Consider the following 21,225-nt stretch of genomic DNA (forward strand, 5'->3'; position numbering starts at 1 on the left):
CAGAAGCTAACTTAATTAAGTCCCCTTGCTGTGGGTGTGTATTATATAGATTTACACATGGCTGTCAAATAGTATTTTAATAATATTAGTAAATAATTAAAAAAACACTCTCAATACCATTATCTATAGGAGCTTAAGTCAGTTATTTAGAAATACTCCACCGAAGATACTTGTTATAGTTGTCCCTATTATTCAGTGATCAAAAACCACTATACTGTTCTTGCTTTATAACTTACGCTTTATTTTTCATCTGATTGTCGGAGGCAGACATCGACGCGTTTACTATTAAACATACCTTTACCACTTGGTCTTGGGGAGATCTTGCTGGGTTAGGTCTCGTATTGCATATTATTTTGATGATAGGTATGACGCTACGAATTGTATCGGTGCAGCGCAATATTGGGGTGTCGATTGCTTGGATTGCTGTGCTCTATACCTTACCATTATTTGGCTTTATTGCTTACATATTGCTGGGTGAGCCGATGATTGGTCGGCGCTATCGTGAGCGAGTAGATCAAGCAAGTATATTGATGAATGACATGGCGCGGCGCGAGCATTTGGTTTTTGATCAAGGGCAAGATTTACTGCCAGCCAATTATCAAGGTGTCAGTCAAATAGGTACGCGTTGGACAGGGCTTGGGATATTTCCGGATCATAAGATGCAGCTGTTGACTGAGCCTAATACGATTTTTCAAGGTTTGATTGAGGATATTCAAGGAGCTCAACGCATTATTCTGATGGAGTTTTACATTGTCTATCCCAAAGGACAGGTATTAGAAGTGATAGAAGCGTTGGCGGCGGCGGCGCAGCGAGGGGTTGAGTGTCATATATTGGCTGATAGTGTGGGAAGTTTTAGCTTTTTTAATAGTCAGGCACACCGTACATTAGAGCGGGCAGGTGTTTTTGTTCATCAGTCACTGCCCGTGGGATTGTTTAAAACGCTGTTTAAACGCTCCGATTTGCGCAATCATCGTAAGATTGTGGTGATAGATGAGCACATCGGTTATATCGGTAGTTTTAATTTGGTTGATCCGAGGTTTTTTAAACAAAATAAAAACGTCGGGCAGTGGATTGATGTGGCGATACGCACAACCAACCGACGCTTTATCAGTATCACTACAGCTATGGCGAAAGTGGTGGTAACGGATATCGGTGCTGAAAACAATGACAATCTTGACGCGCTCAATCAGCGGGTAAATAACTATACTCGTAAACTGTATGTGATGAATCCGACTATTAACGACTTAAACAGTCGGGTAAAAGTGTTGGGCGAGAGTATTGATTACCATGAGCAGCCAGATATTGGCTCGACATCGATTGTGATACCGAAAATGCCGATTGTGGAAGGCGTACTGGCACAGCTGATACCCTCAGCCCCGCAAGTAACTGCCCATGTGATTTATGATACCTTGGTCACAGTAATTCATCGTGCCAACAAACGCATTTGTATTACCACGCCATATTTTGTACCCGATGAAACCCTGTCAGGGGCACTGACGATAGCTTCTAAACGCGGGGTCGAGGTGACGATTATTGTGCCTGAAAAAGTCGATTCGTTCCTCGTGCAACATGCGTCCCAAGCCTATTATCAGGAATTGCTTGAAGCTGGCGTGACCATTGCTTTATTTAAAGGTGGCTTGTTGCATACTAAAACAGTGGTCATCGATGATGATTACTGTCTGTTTGGCACCGTGAATATCGATATGCGCAGTTTTTATCTAAATATGGAAGTCAGTTTGGCGATTTATACACCAGAGATGGTTGCCCAAGTCGCTGATTGCCAAGAAATCTATTTACAAAGTTGCCGTTTTTTGGATTTAGAAGAGTGGACGCAGCGTCATGGTGCGGCACGTTTGTTTGATAATGTGGTACGCTTGTTTAGTCCTTTATTGTAGCGCCTTAGATTTTAGGTTAAGGTAGCACTATATTTTGGTTAAATGAAATCGATTATATCCTCAGTGTATTTACAGAAAAGGACACGCCTGTCTATGTCTGCATCGCCCCAAACGCCACTTGACTATATTGCAGCAGGCTATTGGCAAGACTTCTTAGCTGAGCGCCCTATCGCAGGAGGCACAGCTTATGAAGCCGAGCTTCGCGATTGTATATTGGATGAGTCGCTGGTAAGTTTGCAGCGTGTAGATACGCTCTTATCACAAATACGCCGTGACATGATTAAGGTGGGTAGATGGGATGAAGAGGCGCTGTTAGTCGATGAGCGCTATCGTAACTTTATGATGTTTTTGGCCTTTTATGCAGGACGCGTATTGGCGCGGCAATGGCAACAGTCGCCGCATTGGTATGGTCAGTTTGAGCTACGTAAGCGCTATCCTGAACTCCTTTTGACAACTGACGATTTTTACCAGCATATGGCAGTTGGCTATCGCGACGAAGGTTACCCTGATGCCAATGACAATTACAGTGATGTTGATAGGGCATCAGCCTTGTTTTTTGCTTTAGAGCCAATCGGGTTGCGTTTGTTTGGACATATCGATCGACCGTTTGCTGCTGTACAAGGCGGTCAAATCGGGAGCGGCTTATATCAAGCCGTCAACGCCAGATTACCAAACGCTAATAACCATCGAGTTTCTGGTTCAGCTACCGAAAATGTCATTCAAAATAACAGTAGTAGCAACAGTCAAAATGTTGATGTAGCTGAGCAGGTGAATTTGCCAGTAAGCAGACGCATCGATGCCCAGAGTACTATCGATTCTCAGAGTTCTGTAGCAAAAATGACGGCCAGTAATAGTTACAATCACAGCCTAGCAGATAGCCGCTTGTCTCAACAAGAGCACCTTCTCAAACCTGATTTATCTAAGCCTAAACGAGACATTCTTATTAAGCCTGAGCCCTCTAAGAATGAACCTTTACCAAGCATTTCCACACCAGAAATTCCCCCATTAACAAAACCAGCGCCCACAGCACAAATCTCGCCAACGCCAGATATGTTTACGCAGTTGCTGACCGAGCTGGATGAGATTGAGGTGATACAAACTGCGGGCGATGCTGACTATCAAAAGGCTCGGGAAGTGCTGGATCAGTTTGAGCAGTATGTTACCAAGCGAAATAAACCCCGTGCACAAATTGTGTTTTCAGCGAACCATTTGGCTGCAAAAAAGCAAGCACTACTGGTACTACAAGAGTCTGCTAATGCTGGCAACACCGCTGCTATGTTGCGTTTGGCGATGTATGAGTTACTGGGTGAAGGATTAACCGCTGATAAAATGGCTGGCACAGAGTCAGGTGTTGAGTGGGTTAAGCAAGCGGCCAGCAAAGAAGATAGCCGCGCCCAGCGTCTACTAAGCAAGATGTATTATCAAGGTTTGGGCGTCACGCAAGATATAGACAGTGGCAAATATTGGCTCACGCAAGCCGCTGAAAATGGCCACGCCGAAGCCGCCGATTTGGTAGCACAGTGGCAGCAAGCACAAGCATTAATTACCACAAAAAACCAAGAGCAACACAGTATCAAGCGCTATCAAATATTGCTCGGTATAGTGGGCGTGATAGCGATACTGATAGTGATTCTTGTCTAAGAGATTTTATCTTATCACGCCCTATCTCTTAAAAACTTATAATTAGGCGCGAAATTCAGGTAGAATTGGCGCGTTTTTTATCGTCATTTTTTATTATTTGATCCATTACTAATCTAGGCTGTTGCATGCCATCTTCTCATACACCCTCTGATTGTGTTTCAAAATCGGCTGATCTTACTGCCTTGCCGAGCCGCGGGGTTTATGCGCCGCCTCTTTATTATCAATCTATTATCGGCTTACTCAAACCATTATACCGACTGCAAGTATGGCGACGCTCACATAAGCGTGATAATTATCAGCAAGAAGTGGCGCAGCGCTTTGGCAAAAGCTATCCAGCACGTCCATCGATTAATTTGAATTCTGATACTGAGGTGTCGGTTGCCAATAAAGGCATCATTTGGTGTCACGCTGTCTCATTGGGCGAGACCAATACCGTCGCTCCTTTGTTAGATGTGCTACTAGCCGAGGGTTATAAAATATGGCTGACCAATACCACGCAGACAGGTTTTGCGCGCGGTGCCAGTCGTTTTGCAGATGAGATTGCTCAAGGTCAGATGAGTCACAGTTATGTACCAGTAGACAGTCCAGCAGTGATTGACTGTTTTTTAACGCATGTGCAGCCTATCGCCGCTTTATTTGTAGAAACAGAGTTATGGGCAAATATTTTAACCAAACTGTCTGAGCGTGATATTCCTAGTATCTTGGTCAATGGTCGGCTCTCAGCGTCTTCTTTTAAAAGCTATCAGAAAATTGGTGCGGTCAGTGCCAGTATGATGAAGAATTTGAGCTTAATCATTGCACAAGATAACGAGTCTGCAAAGCGCTTTCGCCAGTTGGGGGCGCATAGCGCACGAATCCGTGTGGCAGGCTCACTAAAATGGGTGATTAATACTCCCAAAATTGTTGATAAGGTCATGCATCCAGAGCATGAGAGTGGCGACAGCCAAAAGCAGAATATATCAAACCGACTGTCAAATCGGCACGTTGAGCTGGCAGCAGCGCTGGGAGTAGCAGGTCGACCGATTTGGGTGGCGGCAAGCACACATAGCGGTGAAGAAGACACCGTATTAGCGTGGCATCAGCAAATACTGTCCCATTCAGCGCTGGCTGATACGCTGCTCATCATCGTGCCGAGACACCCTGAACGTTTTGATGAAGTAGCAGACCTTATCCAAAACCAAGCATTAAAAATGGCGAGGCGAAGTGCAGAAGAAACCATTAACGCAGACACGCAAGTTTATTTGGCAGACAGTATGGGTGAACTAATGACTTGGTACGCATTAGCAGATGCGGCGTTAGTGGGTGGCTCATTGGTCGATATTGGCGGACACAACCCTGTTGAGCCAGCGAGTGTGGCAACGCCTGTGTTGATGGGACGTTATACGCAGTCTTGCCAGAGTGTGGTGGATAAGCTGGCCGAAGTAGGAGCGTTGTATCAACCGCACAACACTTTTTATCATCCTGCTTCCTATGATTCAACTGCTAAAGAAAAAGCGGCAACAGATGGACTTAATGCAATAGATGAGCAAGCAATCATGCAGAATAAGTTACCGACCAGTCAACAACCCTCTCACCAGCAATCTGTCTCTACTGATGACGATAACACCTTGATTTATCAACAGCTCACATTTTGGCTCAGTCATCTTGAGCTGGCGAAACTGGCTGGACAAGCTGGCGAGCAGATGACCAAGCAGCAGCAAGCAGTATTGCCGCGTCAATTTGCTATGATTACCAGTGTTATTGAGCAACACTCGCGCACAGAGGCTGTATAAACGGTATGAACTGTATTTTACTACCAGCAGCAAGCTTCATGCATGATACGGCGCAAATCAAGGCATTGGCGCAAATCAATCATGTAAATCAAGTATTGACAGCAAAAGTCGGTGATACTCTTAAAATTGCTCAACTCGGTGGTCATTTAGGGACGGCAATCATTGAGGATATGACTCCTGAATGTATCCAGTTGCGTGAGGTTAAGCTCACCATACCGCCACCACCCAAGCTAGACTTGACGGTGGTATTGGCATTGCCACGGCCAAAAGTGCTGCGGCGTTTGATTATGGATATGACCGCACTTGGCGTACGCGACATCCTCTTAATAAACAGCTACCGTACCCAGAAAAGCTATTGGCAAAGTCCGATGCTAGAGCGTCTCGATGAGTTCGTTTTAGAAGGACTGCAACAAGGTGTTGATACGATAGCGCCTCGCATTCACCTGAAAAAACGTTTTAAACCCTTTGTCGAAGATGAAATGGCGCATCTAGTAACCAATCGCGCCATCGTGGCACATCCTTATGGCGCACAGTCATTTGCTCAGTATTTGCAAAAACAGCATTTACAAAAACAGTATTCACAAAAGCCGTCAGCATTGGCGTTGCCTAGCTTGGTGTGTATTGGCGCTGAAGGTGGCTGGATCGAGTACGAGATAGAGATGCTTGCCGCCCAAGGCTGCGAGGCGGTAAATATGGGTCTGCGCATATTGCGTACTGAAGCGGCCGTTAATGCCATTTTAGGGCAATGGCTAGTGTAAAACACTGAGGCATAAGGGTGCATTTGAGTGTGGTTTTTGCGTAAAATAAATGTATTGATAGTTAATCTCATTTCCATTAGTATGTTGTTTTCAAGCATTATGGTCTTATCAATTCTACTAATGAGTGTTAAATATTGTGATTGGTAGCACCGCTTTGTCTCAGCATCCATCTAAAACTTTTATAGCACCATTATGGGGAAAACCATGTCATTGAGCGCCATCAGCGTCACCTTACCTTCTAGTAAACTCACCTTATCGGTTGCCGTATTGGGCATGATGTTGGGTCTTACTGGCTGTAGTAATTCATCTACGCCAGAAGAGAGTGCGGAAGCGGAAACAGCAGAAATGGGTACTGAGCAAGTAACCACTGATAATGCGACTGCTGATAACGCGGCCAACGCAGATGCTCAAACGATTACGATTTATTCATCACGTAACGAGCAGTTAATTAAGCCATTGTTAGATCGTTATACCGAAGAGACTGGTGTAAAAATCGAGCTGATCACGGACAAGGCTGGCCCACTTATGGCACGTCTACAAGCCGAAGGTCAAAATACGCCAGCCGATATGCTGTTGACAGTCGATGCTGGTAACTTATGGCAAGCGTCACAGCAAGGACTACTGCAGCCAGTGGCGTCAGAAGTTTTAGAAACCAATGTTCCAGCAAAATATCGCGATCCCAAAGGTATGTGGACAGGTTTGTCGTTACGTGCGCGTACTATCTTTTATGACCCAAGTAAAGTCACAGCTGATCAAATATCGACCTATGCAGATTTGGCAGATCCAAAGTGGAAAGGCAAGCTTTGTTTGCGTACCTCGAATTCAGTCTATAATCAGTCACTGGTTGCCAGTATGATTGAAAATTTAGGCGCGGAACAAACCGAACAAGTTATCCGCGGCTGGGTCGATAACTTAGCCACCGATGTGTTCAGTGATGATACCAGCCTGTTAGAGGCCATTGCAGCCGGTCAGTGTGAAGTAGGGATTGCTAATAGTTATTACTATGGTCGTATCTTTGATGAAAAGCCTGATTTCCCAGTGAAAATATCTTGGGCAAACCAAGCCACGACAGGAACGCATGTGAACATTTCTGGTGCGGGTGTCATAGCAAATTCGGACAACGCAGATGGTACGCTCAAACTAATCGAGTGGTTGTCATCTGACAGCGCTCAAGGCATCTATGCCAGCTCGGATAAAGAGTATCCGATAAAAGAAGGCGTGGATGAATCAGAGCTGCTTGGATCATGGGGTCAATTTAAGAAAGATGACATCAACGTGCAGAAATTTGGCGAATTACAAACCCAAGCGATTCAAATGATGGACAAAGCGGGTTATAAATAGAGCATTATTTATCAAGCCGACTTTAAATATTGATTTTAAATATTACAGGCTCAAACATTACAGTAGCGAAAGCTAAAAGCTAAAAGCTAAAAGCTAAAAGCTAACTGTAATATTTGAGTTTGGAGTCGGTTTGTAAGGTCTTTATGCGTCTGACACGGTACCGATAATATGATCCCAATGCCAAATACGTCTGTACGGCAAAGCGGCACGAGCAATGACCATGTGAATGACAAACAAACTGTCAGTCAAGACCACGCTATTCGTAAACGTATGATCTCGAAATCAGTCTTAGGACTGATTTCGTTGTTTATGCTCGTGCCAATTTTGATCGTGCTGCTATCGTGGACACAGCCAGTGGCTGATATCTGGACGCACATGAAAGCGTATGTGCTGCCGCAAGTTCTCAAAAACACGGCTATCTTATTATTGATGGTCACTATCATCTCTGGCACTATCGGCACGGCTCTCGCTTGGGTGACCAGCATGTACCGCTTCCCTGGGCAGCGGTTTTTTTCGTGGGCGCTGATGTTGCCGCTCGCGATGCCTGCTTACGTATTGGCGTTCGTCACCGTCGGTATGGTTGATTTTAGTGGGCCATTACAGACAAGTTTGCGAGATTTAGGCATCAATAATGCCATTCCGTCGGTACGCAATGTCTGGGGTGCAGGTTTGGTATTGTCGCTCGCTTTTTATCCTTATGTGTATTTGCTGGCGCGTCAAGCGTTTCTATCACAAGGCAGGCGGGCGATAGAAGCGGGGCAGATGCTGGGCCTTAGCCGTGGTCGCGTGTTTTTTCGGCTGGCATTGCCACAAGCTCTGCCGTGGGTGATTGGTGGGTTGTTGCTGGCCTGCATGGAAACTTTGGCAGACTTTGGCGCGGTTTCAGTATTTAATGTCGATACCTTTACTACGGCTATTTATAAAGCATGGTTTGGCTTTTTTAGCTTAACAACGGCGGCACAGTTGGCAGCTTTGTTAATTGGTGTGGTCTTTATCGTGGTATTGTTTGAGCAGTACTGGCAATCAAAGCGTGGTAACTCTGTCGCTCAAGGCAATAATCAGCGTTTTGAAGCCAGCAAACCTGCTAATTTGGCCATGACTTTATTCTGTACGGTCGTATTTTTGGTGGCTTTTTTTATACCATTTCTGCAACTGATTTATTGGACAGCATTGAATTTTCGACAAGATTTTGATACGCGTTATATTGATTTTGTGACCAATAGCATTATGATTGCTAGTATGACCACGCTTTTTATTGCCTTTTTGGCGATTATCATTGCGTGGATTAAACGGCAATATCCTGATAAATCGACTAAGCTGATGACCACTTTAGCCAATTTGGGTTATGTGGTGCCAGGTACGGTATTGGCGGTCGGAATATTTATTCCAATCGCTTGGCTGGATAACCAAATGATTGCTTTTGGTATCACCTCGCATCAAGTGCTGTCAGGCAGTGTCATTGTGATGCTGTTGGCATTATCGACACGCTTTATGACGGTGAGTTTTCAGCCAGTGGATCGACAGCTACAGCGATTGACAGTCAATCAAGAAGCGGCGGCCAATTTACTGAGTGACAGCCCTTATCAGCGTTGGCGACAGGTGATGTTACCAGTGCTTAGTCCGGGCGTGCTCACCGCGTTACTCATGGGTTTTGTCGAAGTGATGAAAGAGATGCCGATTACGTTGATGACGCGGCGACAGGGCTGGGACACATTGGCGGTGCGAGTGTTTGAGATGACCAGTGAAGGCATGTGGGGACGGGCGGCATTACCAAGCTTATTGATTGTGTTGGTTGGACTTTTGCCTGTTTGGATATTGTTGCGCCAAAGTGATAAACAAAGCTAAAGACAGTTTTTAAAGTAATAAAATGAATCAAAAGTCTCTGATCTTTTTATGTTGATGACCTTATTGACTGTTTTATCTATCGTCTTTATTTCTAAGTAGCCAACTGGTACTGTCTATGTTCACCGATTCAATAAACCACTCATCAGACCCTAAGTCCGTAAAGACTATGGCGTCTGAGATTAAGCCAATACCTGAGGATGCCAAAAAATTGTCAGTAGCCCAAATCAAAACGCATCAAACCCAGCTCAATAAATCCTATGAACCAAACGTTACTTTGAGCCAAGAGAGTGATATGGCCAGCAATCCTTATTTTAGTGTACAAGACTTAATCGTAGGCTATGACGATACCATCGTTGTCAATGGCCTATCACTGATATTACAACAAGGCGAGATTGGCTGCTTTTTGGGTTATAGCGGCTGTGGCAAGACCACGGCATTACGAGCCATTGCAGGATTAGAGCCGAGCCGCCACGGCACGATCTATCTAAACGATCAGTGCTTAACTGACAAAACCGCCCGCAACTCATTTGCAGTCGCGCCCGCCAAACGCAGTATGGGAATGGTGTTTCAAGACTATGCACTGTTTGGGCATTTGAGCGTGGCAAAGAATATCGCTTTTGGACTGAATAAATGGTCTGCCGCCGACAAAAAAGCCCGAGTGGCTGAAATGTTAAGCCTCGTCGAGTTAACTGAACATGCTGACAAACGTCCAAATGAGCTCTCAGGTGGGCAGCAGCAGCGCGTTGCCTTAGCACGAGCTTTAGCACCAAAACCCAAGCTACTATTGCTCGATGAGCCTTTTTCTAATTTGGATGTGGTGCTGCGTGAGTCATTGGCCATGAATGTGCGAGACATTCTCAAGCGCACCAATACCACTGCTATTTTGGTCACTCATGATCAAAACGAAGCGTTTGCGCTGGCAGATAAAGTAGGGGTGATGGAAAAAGGTAAGCTGGTACAGTGGGCGACCCCAAGTGAGCTATATCATGAGCCAATCAGTCCTTTTGTGGCCGAGTTTGTGGGCGAGGGCGCAATGATAGATGGCATTATCAAAGAAGGCCACGTCGAGACGGCACTGGGTAATATTTATCGACGCATGGAAGTCTGTGATGAATTGGGACAGCCGCAATACTGTGAGTATGATTATCCCAATGGCACACCTATTAAAGTACTCGTGCGCCCGGATGACATCATTCACGATGATGACAGTGCGCGGACGGCGCTAGTGATTGGCCGAGTTTTTCGCGGTGCCAATTATTTATACCGCTTGCAGCTCGATGATGGGCAAACGGTATTGTCGTTAGTTGCCAGTCATCATAATCACGAGATTGGCTCACACATTGGCATCTTACCTTTGCTAGAGCATGTGGTGGTGTTTAACGAAAACGAAATCCATGCGACGACTTGGTCTGAGTACGATAGGTCACAGAGAATTGAAGCAGTAAAATAGGCGTTATTAATCTTTCCTAGCGAGCTGCCATAATGTGCAAATAACGCCCCAGCCATTTATACGGCTCTTGTTGCGAGTAGCGTAGCTCCATTCGTATCACGGCATCTGGGTCATTATGACCGCCGCGTTTGAGCGGTGCATAATCATGAAACACGCGTAAACCACTGGCACGCACAATGTGATAATTATGTGCCGTTAGCCAAGATTCCACTTCTTCTTTGGCAACTGGATAATTGGGTGTCAGACTTTTTTTATTGTCAGCTTTGTAGTCCGTATTATCAAGCAAGTTAAAATTACCCATAATCAGGTTACGATAATCGAAGCTCGCTGGATTATAAAAACATAACGACAGCGCTCCATGATCTGCCAGTTGCCGATCAAAAAAGTCCATGACCATGGCAGGTTCTGCTAACCATTCTAGCAAAGCATGCGACATTATTAAGTCAAACTTGGCTGATGTGTTAACCGCATCGCCGGTGCTTTTTTGCTCATTATCTTTGGTTAGTTTGTTTTCAATGAGCTTGTCTTCAAGCGCTTGATACGGGCAAACATACCATGTTATATCAAGATCTTCGTCTATCAGTGCCGCGCTCGCTTTGGCTTTTTCAAGCATATTGGCCGAAATGTCATTGATGACTACAGTGTGTCCTTGAGTGGCAAGCTCAATTGCAATCTGTGCCAGCCCTGCACCTACGTCTAAAATCCGTAAAGGGCGTCCAAGCCTGCTACTCATTTGCGCGCTATATTCAAAAATATCACGGCGGAGCACCGCCAAGCGAATCTCACCTTTTAAACCGCCATAGACTTTTTTTTCAAAGTGATCGGCAATCGCATCAAAGTTACGATCTTCTCGATCGACTTCTGGTGGTATGGAGCGGTTTAAGTCAGGTTGTCTATCTTGATGTTTAGTTGGCATAAGGCATTCAGATCAATCAGTAAGAGGGTTAGGGTAATAAAAATATTCGGTACAACCTAGCGTTGCAAACGTCTATTAATGACCCATTTGAAGACGACTTTCGATAAAACAATAATGACAAATACTACGATAACGAACACCCACATACCATTACCCTGTAGGTTCTCTTGATAGGCTTGTGCCAAGTATGCTGATAAAGCCATAGCGACTAAAAGTGCCCCCCAACGGACATAAGGCACAGCACGATTGTTATGGTTAGGAAAGCTAGTAACATAATCGCTCGAAAAGCTATATAGCACCATTGCTAAAATCCAAACAATCGCAAGAATGATATCCATAATAAGAGTAGCCTGTTAGGTCGTGACTTAAGTATTGTAAAAGATGAGTTAGTGTAGCGTTTAAATTTTTTTTGTCTAGGGCGTGTTTTAAATTTACTCGATAGTCATTTAAATGGGCTAAAAGTGGCAAGATTAGTCAATCAAAATGAACTTGCCAGTGATATATTTTTAGAGGACATTGATTGCTGAAAATATTGGGGTTAATAGGCTGTTTTGCTTGATTTTAATGACGCTCAGAACCCCTAAATCAGCAAATTTGTGCTAAGATGACTTCTTTTATTTATTATCAAAAATATCATAATTTTCCTAATATTTTTCACGCTTTATAGTGTTGCTTTGCTTGTTATATTTATTGGTTCTTATCAATATTTAGTGAGACAAATACGCTATCTATAAAGCCTGCAAAATTAATAGCGTGGATATGAGTGAAGGAGTGTATATGAGCGAGTCGGTCAGTCCTATTGGCATCGTAGATGAACTAAAGCAATCCTATCTGGATTATGCGATGAGCGTGATTGTCTCGCGTGCGCTACCTGATGTGCGTGACGGGTTCAAACCTGTCCATCGCCGCGTGATGTATGCCATGCATGTGCTATCTAACGACTACAATAAGCCTTATAAGAAGTCAGCACGTGTGGTCGGTGATGTCATCGGTAAGTATCACCCACATGGCGATAGTGCTGTGTACGATGCCATTGTGCGGATGGCACAGGATTTTAGCCTGCGTTATCCTATGGTGGATGGTCAAGGTAACTTTGGTTCGATTGATGATGATCCACCGGCAGCGATGCGTTATACCGAAGTGCGTATGACCAAGCTGACCCATCAGATGCTGGCTGATTTGGACAAAGACACGGTCGATTGGGAAGACAACTACGATGGCTCGGAGCGTATGCCAAGCGTTATGCCAGCCCGTATTCCTAACTTGTTAATTAATGGTGGTACAGGTATCGCGGTCGGTATGGCCACCAATATGGCACCGCATAATCTGACCGAAGTCATTAATGCCTGTTTGGCTTATGCAGAAAACCCGCAAGTCTCAGCGGAAGAATTGATGTCGCACATCTCAGGACCTGATTTTCCAACAGGCGGCATTATCTATGGTCGTGCTGGTATCTTAGATGCTTATCGCACGGGCAAAGGCCGTTTGCACATACGCGGTCGCTACCATATCGAACCCATGACCGATACGGGTGTTAATCGTGATCGCGAGCGTATCGTATTCACTGAAGTGCCTTATCAAACCAATAAAGCCAAATTGATTGAGCGTATTGCTGAGCTGGTGCGTGATAAAAAGATTGAAGGTATTAGCGAGATTCGTGATGAGTCTGATAAAGACGGTATGCGTATCGCCATTGACTTGCGCCGCGGTGAAACTGCCGAAGTGATCGTTAATAATTTGTTTTTACAAACGCCGCTTGAGTCTAGTTTTAGCATTAATATGGTGGCACTGGATAATGGTCAGCCAAAATTATTAACCCTGCGTCAACTAATCGCAGCGTTCGTACGTCATCGCCAAGAAGTAGTGACGCGCCGTACCATTTATGAGCTTAATAAAGCGCGTGTACGTGGCCATTTGCTAGAAGGCTTAACGGTTGCACTCGCAAACATTGACGAGATTATCGCAACAATTAAAGCCTCTGCTAATCGCGGTTTGGCACGTGAAAGCTTGCTCAATAATACGTGGGGTTCAGGGAGTGTGGTGGCGATGTTAGCCGCTGCTGGCAGCCAATCGGTACGTCCTGATTTCATCGAAGGTGAAGATCCTAAAGCGCCATTTGGTCTGATTGAGAATCAAGCAAGCTATCGCTTATCACTTGAGCAAGTTAATGCGATTTTGGATATGCAGCTTCATCGCTTAACCGGTCTTGAACAAGATAAGCTGACCGAAGAATACCAAGACTTACTGCGTGAAATCGCCCATTTAGAGTCGATTCTTGGCGATTTTGATAAGTTAATGACCATTATCTCTAATGAAATGATTGAGATTCGTGACAATTTTGGTGACGAGCGTCGCACCGATATCATTGACTCGCGTACTGATTTCAACCGCGAAGACCTCATTCCTGAGCAAACAGTCGTCATGACCGTCTCGCGTACTGGCTATGCAAAAACCCAGCCGATTGATGATTATGTCGCACAAAAACGTGGTGGTAAAGGCAAGTCTGCAACCGCAATGAAAGAAGACGATGTGATTGACCATTTGGTCGTGACCTCAACCCATGCGACAGTTTTATGCTTTACCGATAGTGGGCGCGTCTTTAGCTTGCGTGGTTTTGAAGTGCCAATCGCCAGTCGCGGTGCTCGTGGTCGTCCATTGGTCAATTTGATTGGCTTAAATGGTGACGAAACGGTTACCACGATATTACCAATTCCAAAAATAGTAGAAGATTTATCGGCGAAAGCGGATCTGCCACTAGTAGATAACGATGATGATTCGCTAGCAGACAGCAATGAAGCAGAGCCTCCTTTTGTCTTTTTTGCAACCGCGAATGGGACAGTCAAGCGAGTAGAGCTTAAGCAGTTTGCCAACATTCGCTCGAATGGCTTGATTGCTGTGGGATTAGAAGAAGGCGATAAATTGGTGAGTGCGCGTATTACCAGTGGCAACCAAGAAGTCATGTTGTTTGCTTCAAGTGGTAAAGCCATTCGTTTTGATGAAAATGATGCTCGTGCTATGGGTCGTACGGCGAAAGGTGTTCGAGGTATGCGTCTGGCTACTGATGAATTTATCAAGTCATTGGTCGTTATCGAAGATGATGTACGCGAAATCCTCATTGCCTGTGAAAACGGCTTTGGTAAGCGTACCTTTATCGATGAGTTTAATACTCAAAATCGTGGTGGCGGCGGTGTGATCGCTATCAAAACCAGTGCGCGTAATGGTGCGCTCGTTCGTGCCACCAAAGTTGAGTCTACAGACGATATTATCTTAATATCAGACAAAGGCACATTGGTACGCACACCAGTTGAGCATGTGGCCAGCTCTGGTCGTAATACACAGGGTGTCACGCTTATCCGTCTGTCTAAAGATGAGAAATTGGTCGCCATGGCACGTGTTGAACATGAAGAAAATGACGATGAACTCATCGATGCTATGAGAGGAGACGGTACGTTCGAGGTAGAGGGTCAAGAGCAAATAGATATCGACGCCGCAACTGGTAACACAGCAACGGCTGATGTCAACGACGCTATCGATATTGCCAATGATTATACATTGGATACTGATGCAGTAGATGACGACGAATAACAGTTCTAGTAGTTAGCTTTTCAGTCTAGTTTCTCATCATTGTTCTAGAAAAAAGCCTCTGACGTTATCGTTGGAGGCTTTTATTTTTTAACTTAATTTTTTTCTCAATAATGTACACAGGGTTCTATTTTTAAGGCTGTTGTTATGCTCACGAACAATCAAACTTTTCAGGGAACTATCGCAGCGGTATCATCGAGCTTTTTATTCTCGATGATGTTCTTGTTTGGGTTATTTATGTTGCCCCTTTCTGGGACACAGGTGGCCTCATGGCGAGTGCTGATGATGCTGTTAAGTTTGATCATGTTGCTCAGTTTGACCAAGCAGTGGCAGCATGTCTTTGATTATATAAAGACACTTAAGACCTTAAAAGAATGGCTGATATTTATATTACCCGCACCAATCTTGGGCGGACAGATTTGGTTGTTTATGTGGGCACCAGTGAATGGGTTTGGTCTGGATATCACGTTGGGCTATTTTTTATTACCGCTTGTGATGATTGTTCTTGGTCGATTTTTTTACCGTGAGCACATGAGTACCTTGCAGTGTGTGGCAGCGATGTTTGCGGCGCTGGGTATTGGTTACGATATTTTTCAATATGGCTCGGTATCTTGGGTGACGCTATTTGTGTGCTTGGGCTATCCGCCGTATTATCTATTGCGGCGCACGCTTTCTGTACCACCCATTACCGGCTTGCTGTTTGATTTGACATTATTGACACCAGTGGTGCTGATCATGCTTTATATTACTGGTGGTTTTAGTGTGGCGGCACAAGAAATGAAGTTTTGGTATCTATTGCCGCTGCTTGGTGCTTTTAGCGCATTGGCAATGTCGCTGACGATGATTGCGAGTAGTAAGCTGCCAGTTTCATTGTTTGGAGCGCTGAGCTACATAGAGCCGATGCTGCTATTTGTGTTATCCATTACGGTTCTGAGCCAAAGCCTTGATGAAGGTGGCTCGCTCTTCATGTATGGCATGATTATGCTTGCGCTACTGGTGATGATAGTGGATAGTGCGGCGGGTTATCTGGTTCGTCGGCGTGACGACCATTTGCATGGTTATAGAGAGCCTCAAGTGGGCGGATTCCCTCCGCGCCGTCATTTTATCAATCAGCGTATCGATGGCGTATTAACAGCGCATCGTTTTCGCAAAATTCGTCGTTATCAAAAAAAGATGGATAAGATACAGCAAAAAATTGAACAACTTGATGCAAAATAAGCACTTATATATATTAAATTTATTGAATGTAGAGATTAATACACTAGATGCACAGTGGCATTGCTTATCTATTCCGACTTTGACATAATGCCGCCCATGATGTAGCAATATACATTAAAAGCGTTTATCTTAGATTGCGCGACGACCTTATATGCAAAAGCCTCAGACGTTATCGTCTGAGGCTTTTGTTTTTTTTAAAAATTGCCAAGGATGTGCCCCAATCTCTAAAGGCTGTTGTGATGTTGACTACTAACCAAACCTCGCAGGGTACGATCACTGCTGTGGCTGCAAATTTTTTATACTCATTGCTGTTCTTATTTGGTTTGCTGTTGCAACCGTTATCAGGTACGCAAGTTGCTTCTTGGCGTGTGCTGACGATGTTTTTTAGTCTGGTGCTGCTAGTGAGTGTGCTAAAGCAGTGGCAGCATATTTTTGATTATCTAAAAACACTAAAAAACGCAAAAGAGTGGTTTTTATTTATATTACCCACTCCGATTTTGGGTGCGCAAATCTGGATATTTATGTGGGCACCAGTCAATGGATTAGGACTTGAAGTGACATTGGGTTACTTCTTATATCCAATGATTATGATCGTAGTCGGTCGCTTCTTTTACAATGAAGACATGAGCTTGCTACAGTGGGCTGCGATCATATGCGCAGGTCTCGGTATTGCTTACGATATCTTTGAATATGGTGCTATCTCTTGGGCGACTTTATTTGTGTGCTTGGGTTATCCGCCGTACTACTTGCTACGTCGTAAACTGGCCGTACCGCCTATCACAGGCTTGATTTCAGATCTTGTGTTGTTATTGCCTGTCGTATTGGTCGCGCTATATATGAATGGCGGCTTTGAGGTGGCAATAACCAACCATAAGCTTTGGTATCTGTTGCCATTATTAGGCATCATCAGTACTGCTGCGATGTCACTGACGATGGTTGCGAGTCAAAAGCTGCCTGTCTCGTTGTTTGGGACTTTGTGTTACCTTGAGCCAGTATTTTTATTCATATTTTCGATTGCGATTTTGGATCGTAACTTACATGAAGGCGGCTCCATGCTGATGTATAGCATGATTTTCATCGCACTGCTTATTATGATTGCTGATAGCTCACTTGGCTATCTGGCGCGCAAACGTGAGAATCGCTTACATGGCTACAATGAGCCACAAGTGGGCAGTTTTCCGCCACGCCGCCGTCTCAAAAATCGCCGTATCAAAGGCGTGCTAATTGCGCATCGCTTCCGTCAAATCAAAAAATATCAGCAAAAGATCAATAAGATGACGCGCAAGATTGAAGCCTTGCATGTAGAATAATGCTGACGACTACCGTGTCCTAGATATATGTAGAACTGACTTGTCAGGCAGTGTTTTCGTCACCGTTCTACAAACTTGTAGTGTCAAATGGGCGTAGATTACGCTATTATCGAGAGCAGTGGCGTTACGCTTAACTGAAAGCTTGGCGCCATATCCAAGAGATTATGGCTGATTTAAAACAATATATAACTAGGACGGTTTATGTTAACTCTGCATCATTTAAACAATTCGCGCTCATTTCGTATTTTATGGTTGTTAGAGGAGCTAGAGCTGGACTATAAACTGACCAGTTACGAGCGTACGAAAGCCTATCTTGCTCCCGATAGCCTTAAAAAAATTCATCCGTTAGGACACACGCCTGTACTAGAAGTTAATGATCGTGCGCTGGCCGAGTCAGGATTTATCATTGAATATTTGCTGAGACACTACGATACCGAGCATCAGTTTAAGCCTACTGATGACAATGAAGCAGCGTGGGAAGCTTATACGTTTTGGCTGCATTTTGCTGAAGCTTCAGCGATGCCACCATTGGTAATGCGTTTGGTATTTAGCAAAGTGGTTGAACGCTCACCCATGCTCATCAAACCGATCAGTAAAGGTATTCGTAAGCAAGTTGAAGATGGAATGATTAATAACAATATTGTGAATAACCTAAACCTAATGGAACAGCATCTCCAAGACAATCACTGGTTCGCTGGCGAAACCTTTAGTGCAGCCGACATTCAAATGTATATCGTGGTAGCCGCCTCTAATGCGCGTGCGGGCATGGACAAAGTCAGATATGTCAATCTCTTGAATTGGCTCAAGCGTTGTCATGAACGTCCAGCCTTTAAACGTGCCGAAGGAAAAGGCGGTCTACCGCAGTTTTAAAGATACCGAAGTTTTGAATAAATAATGTGCTATTGTAAGCGTTTTTTCTCATATCCAACGATAGCATATAAAGAAGGTACAGCCATGAGCGATCAGAATGACCTGACCAAGCATAAAGCCGATAACACTGATAGTAATATCACCAATCAAAATATCCATGCGCAGCAGGTCTCCATTAAATCGTGGACACAAAAGATATTGGTGGTTTTATTGTGTGCAGCAAGCTTTTATGGAGGCTGGAAATCTTATGAATCTAACATGGTCAATGAGTGTACTGCCAATGGTGGAAAAATGATCGAAGGTCAAAAAACCATGATATGTCAATTGTCGTAGCAACATGATATGTTTATTGTCATAGCAAATAGTACCATTACCAAAAATTTGAGTAGTACCCAAAACGAGTATTAGTACCAACTTCAGTACCAACTCATAGTAGGTGAGATGCGTCTGACACTGCTTATTATATCTTTTGAGATTGATATGCGTATGATAAGTAAGAAAATACACCCATGTTAAAATTAACCTTCTTAGGGACATCGGCAGGCGTACCCACCAAACAGCGTAACGTTACGGCATTGGCGATTGAGTGTCTGAATCCTTTCTTGCCGAGCTCAAAACAAAGTCACAGTAATCAAAATAAAAAATCTCGCCCATGGCTATTGATTGATTGCGGTGAAGGCACACAGCAGCAACTATTGCATACCAAGCTGTCCTTACATCAATTGGCCGCCATTTGCATCACGCATGTGCATGGCGACCATTGTTATGGTTTGCCAGGATTGCTCGCGAGTGCTGCCATGTCAGGTCGTCGTGACCCACTGACTTTGATTGCACCAAAAGCCATTGCCACGCTACTCGATGCCCTCAAGCTCACCACAGAGCTGTATCTCCCATTTGCGATTGATTTTATGGCAATTGAAGATTTATTGTCTAAAGAAGGTGCGCTCAAAGGTATGGTCACTCTCAATTTAGACAAGCAACATCAGCTTTTAATAGACATTCACCCCTTGTCGCATCGTGTGTCTTCGCATGGTTTTGGTATCACTCAGCATATCAGTCGGCGTTTACTCAATACAGATAAGTTGACAGCAGAAGGTATTCCAGCAGGTGTGCTATGGGGCCAATTACAACAAGGTAAGGATGTGATAACTGATAATGGGCGGCAGTTGCGTTCGTCAGAATATGTCAGTAATGACGTGCAACGTACACGCGTCGTTGTGGCTGGAGATAATGATACACCAGATTGTCTAAGTGCAGCGGTGGTTGATACGGATTTATTGGTACATGAAGCCACGTATACGACTGACGTCTTAGCGAAGATTCAGGCAAAAAACCCAGAGTTTGACCCTATGCACAGTAGTGCATATTTAGTGGGCAGGTTTGCGCAAGATAACGGCGTCAAAAATTTAATTTTGACGCATTTTAGCGCTCGTTATCAGAGCTTTGACAATCTGGATAGCAGTGCGCCAAACATGGGACATATTCGAGCAGATGCCCAAAGCGTCTATCAGGGCAGTTTATGGTTGGCCGCAGATTTTGCTCAGTATATGGTCACTGGGGCAGCTGACTTGGCAGATAGTAAAGAGCATGAGCATGTACAATATTTGGGCGACGCCCGCGACTATGAGCAATGATTGCACGTTCAACCTTAAGTTTGACTGTCTTCAGCATCCAGCTGGGTTTTTCCTATCCAGTAACGACTAAACTGATAAGCGACTCGTCCTGAGCGCCCACCACGTTCTGACGCCCATCGTAAAGCTGCCGCTCTGATATCATCAGGTAGCGCGTTACCTAACACTTCAACATCAGTTGTTTTATTATTATTTTCATTATCTACGCTGTGTTTTTGCTGCATATATAGATAATGATGAACAATTTGTAGATATGTGGTTTGATCCATTGGATGAAATGATAGCCATAGACCAAAACGATCAGACAATGAAACAGTCTCGTCAATGGTCTCATAAGGGTTGACCTCATCGGTCTGTCCATTATATATATTGACGTTGTCTTTCATCAGTTGCGGCAATAGGTGACGGCGGTTACTGGTGGCATAGACCAGCAGTTTGTCTTGCTCTGAATCAAGCGCCCCATCCAAGACGCTTTTTAATGTTCTGTAGCTCTCGTCTTGACCGTTAAACGCCAAGTCATCGCAGTAGACCACATAGCGGCATTCACAATCTGCTGGCAATGCATGAATCGCGGCGCGAATCTTATCAAGTACCTTTAGATCATCCCGCGCAATTTCAATAATGCGCAGTCCTTCGCTATGATAGGCTTGTAGCAACGCTCGAATCAGTGAGGATTTACCCGCGCCGCGTGTCCCCGTCATCAGGACATGATTGGCCGGATAGCCTTTTAAAAACTGACGCGTATTTTGTACCAGTTTTGACTTTTGGGTATCTATCCCATGCAAGTCGTCTAAACTTAAAAATAAATTGACCGCCAGTGGTTCTAAATGACCATTATGACCACCGACCCAGCGATAAGCCAGCTGCGCAGGATCAATCTTAATCGTTGGCGTGACTTGCTCTTGTAAGTATTGGCTGAGCAAATCTAATAGTGGCGTAGGCAGGGCGTAATGAGTAGTAGGCTTAGATGAGCTGTTTGGTTGCGACATAATAATT

General features: G+C 44.5%; 16 protein-coding genes. 13 read left to right on the plus strand and 3 right to left on the minus strand.

The features are described 5' to 3' along the window. Positions 1-254 precede the first annotated feature (254 nt). From JMY02_RS02590 to JMY02_RS02620, 7 genes are all read left to right on the plus strand, one after another. Positions 255-1,895 carry a cardiolipin synthase gene (locus tag JMY02_RS02590; RefSeq protein ID WP_265087943.1) on the plus strand — a complete coding sequence of 547 codons (1,641 nt, stop codon included), beginning with the start codon at positions 255-257 and terminating at the stop codon, positions 1,893-1,895. 93 nt (positions 1,896-1,988) lie between these two features. Further along, on the plus strand, positions 1,989-3,536 hold the full coding sequence (locus JMY02_RS02595) for a tetratricopeptide repeat protein (RefSeq protein ID WP_201594903.1): 1,548 nt from the start codon (positions 1,989-1,991) through the stop codon (positions 3,534-3,536). Positions 3,537-3,661: 125 nt separating this feature from the next. Next, positions 3,662-5,308: a 3-deoxy-D-manno-octulosonic acid transferase gene (locus JMY02_RS02600; protein ID WP_201594905.1), complete on the plus strand. Its 1,647-nt coding sequence runs from the start codon at positions 3,662-3,664 to the stop codon at positions 5,306-5,308. Between the two features lie 5 nt (positions 5,309-5,313). Continuing rightward, positions 5,314-6,066, plus strand: coding sequence for a 16S rRNA (uracil(1498)-N(3))-methyltransferase (locus JMY02_RS02605; RefSeq protein WP_201594907.1), 753 nt, complete (start codon positions 5,314-5,316; stop codon positions 6,064-6,066). A 204-nt stretch (positions 6,067-6,270) separates the two neighbouring features. Next, positions 6,271-7,407 (plus strand): extracellular solute-binding protein, encoded by a 1,137-nt coding sequence (locus tag JMY02_RS02610; protein ID WP_201594909.1) that lies wholly within the window; start codon positions 6,271-6,273, stop codon positions 7,405-7,407. 168 nt (positions 7,408-7,575) lie between these two features. Beyond that, positions 7,576-9,252 carry an ABC transporter permease gene (locus JMY02_RS02615; RefSeq protein ID WP_201594911.1) on the plus strand — a complete coding sequence of 559 codons (1,677 nt, stop codon included), beginning with the start codon at positions 7,576-7,578 and terminating at the stop codon, positions 9,250-9,252. 292 nt (positions 9,253-9,544) lie between these two features. Next, positions 9,545-10,702: an ABC transporter ATP-binding protein gene (locus tag JMY02_RS02620; RefSeq protein WP_406947721.1), complete on the plus strand. Its 1,158-nt coding sequence runs from the start codon at positions 9,545-9,547 to the stop codon at positions 10,700-10,702. A gap of 16 nt (positions 10,703-10,718) precedes the next feature. Here JMY02_RS02620 and JMY02_RS02625 read toward each other — a convergent pair whose 3' ends face one another. Both JMY02_RS02625 and JMY02_RS02630 read right to left on the minus strand, forming a co-directional pair. Beyond that, the gene (locus JMY02_RS02625) at positions 10,719-11,618 is read right to left on the minus strand and encodes a methyltransferase domain-containing protein (RefSeq protein WP_201594913.1); all 900 of its coding nucleotides are present in this window, start codon (positions 11,616-11,618) and stop codon (positions 10,719-10,721) included. A gap of 56 nt (positions 11,619-11,674) precedes the next feature. After that, on the minus strand, positions 11,675-11,956 hold the full coding sequence (locus JMY02_RS02630) for a hypothetical protein (RefSeq protein ID WP_201594915.1): 282 nt from the start codon (positions 11,954-11,956) through the stop codon (positions 11,675-11,677). Between the two features lie 439 nt (positions 11,957-12,395). Here JMY02_RS02630 and gyrA point away from each other — a divergent pair, with 439 nt between their 5' ends. From gyrA to JMY02_RS02660, 6 genes are all read left to right on the plus strand, one after another. Beyond that, on the plus strand, positions 12,396-15,203 hold the full coding sequence (gene gyrA, locus JMY02_RS02635) for a DNA gyrase subunit A (RefSeq protein ID WP_201594917.1): 2,808 nt from the start codon (positions 12,396-12,398) through the stop codon (positions 15,201-15,203). 144 nt (positions 15,204-15,347) lie between these two features. Then, positions 15,348-16,418, plus strand: coding sequence for an EamA family transporter RarD (gene rarD, locus JMY02_RS02640; protein WP_201594919.1), 1,071 nt, complete (start codon positions 15,348-15,350; stop codon positions 16,416-16,418). A 239-nt stretch (positions 16,419-16,657) separates the two neighbouring features. Then, on the plus strand, positions 16,658-17,728 hold the full coding sequence (rarD, locus tag JMY02_RS02645; RefSeq protein ID WP_201594921.1) for an EamA family transporter RarD: 1,071 nt from the start codon (positions 16,658-16,660) through the stop codon (positions 17,726-17,728). Positions 17,729-17,929: 201 nt separating this feature from the next. Continuing rightward, positions 17,930-18,598: a glutathione S-transferase gene (locus JMY02_RS02650; protein ID WP_201594923.1), complete on the plus strand. Its 669-nt coding sequence runs from the start codon at positions 17,930-17,932 to the stop codon at positions 18,596-18,598. Between the two features lie 84 nt (positions 18,599-18,682). Next, positions 18,683-18,931 carry a hypothetical protein gene (locus JMY02_RS02655; RefSeq protein ID WP_201594925.1) on the plus strand — a complete coding sequence of 83 codons (249 nt, stop codon included), beginning with the start codon at positions 18,683-18,685 and terminating at the stop codon, positions 18,929-18,931. A 176-nt stretch (positions 18,932-19,107) separates the two neighbouring features. Next, complete coding sequence (locus JMY02_RS02660) at positions 19,108-20,232, plus strand: ribonuclease Z (RefSeq protein WP_201594927.1); 1,125 nt, start codon at positions 19,108-19,110, stop codon at positions 20,230-20,232. Positions 20,233-20,246: 14 nt separating this feature from the next. Here the strand turns inward: JMY02_RS02660 and JMY02_RS02665 are convergent, their stop codons facing one another. Beyond that, positions 20,247-21,218 carry an ATP-binding protein gene (locus JMY02_RS02665; protein WP_201594929.1) on the minus strand — a complete coding sequence of 324 codons (972 nt, stop codon included), beginning with the start codon at positions 21,216-21,218 and terminating at the stop codon, positions 20,247-20,249. Between the last annotated feature and the right edge of the window lie 7 nt (positions 21,219-21,225).

The organism is Psychrobacter vallis (assembly GCF_904846715.1).
GTDB classification, from domain to species: Bacteria; Pseudomonadota; Gammaproteobacteria; order Pseudomonadales; family Moraxellaceae; genus Psychrobacter; species Psychrobacter vallis.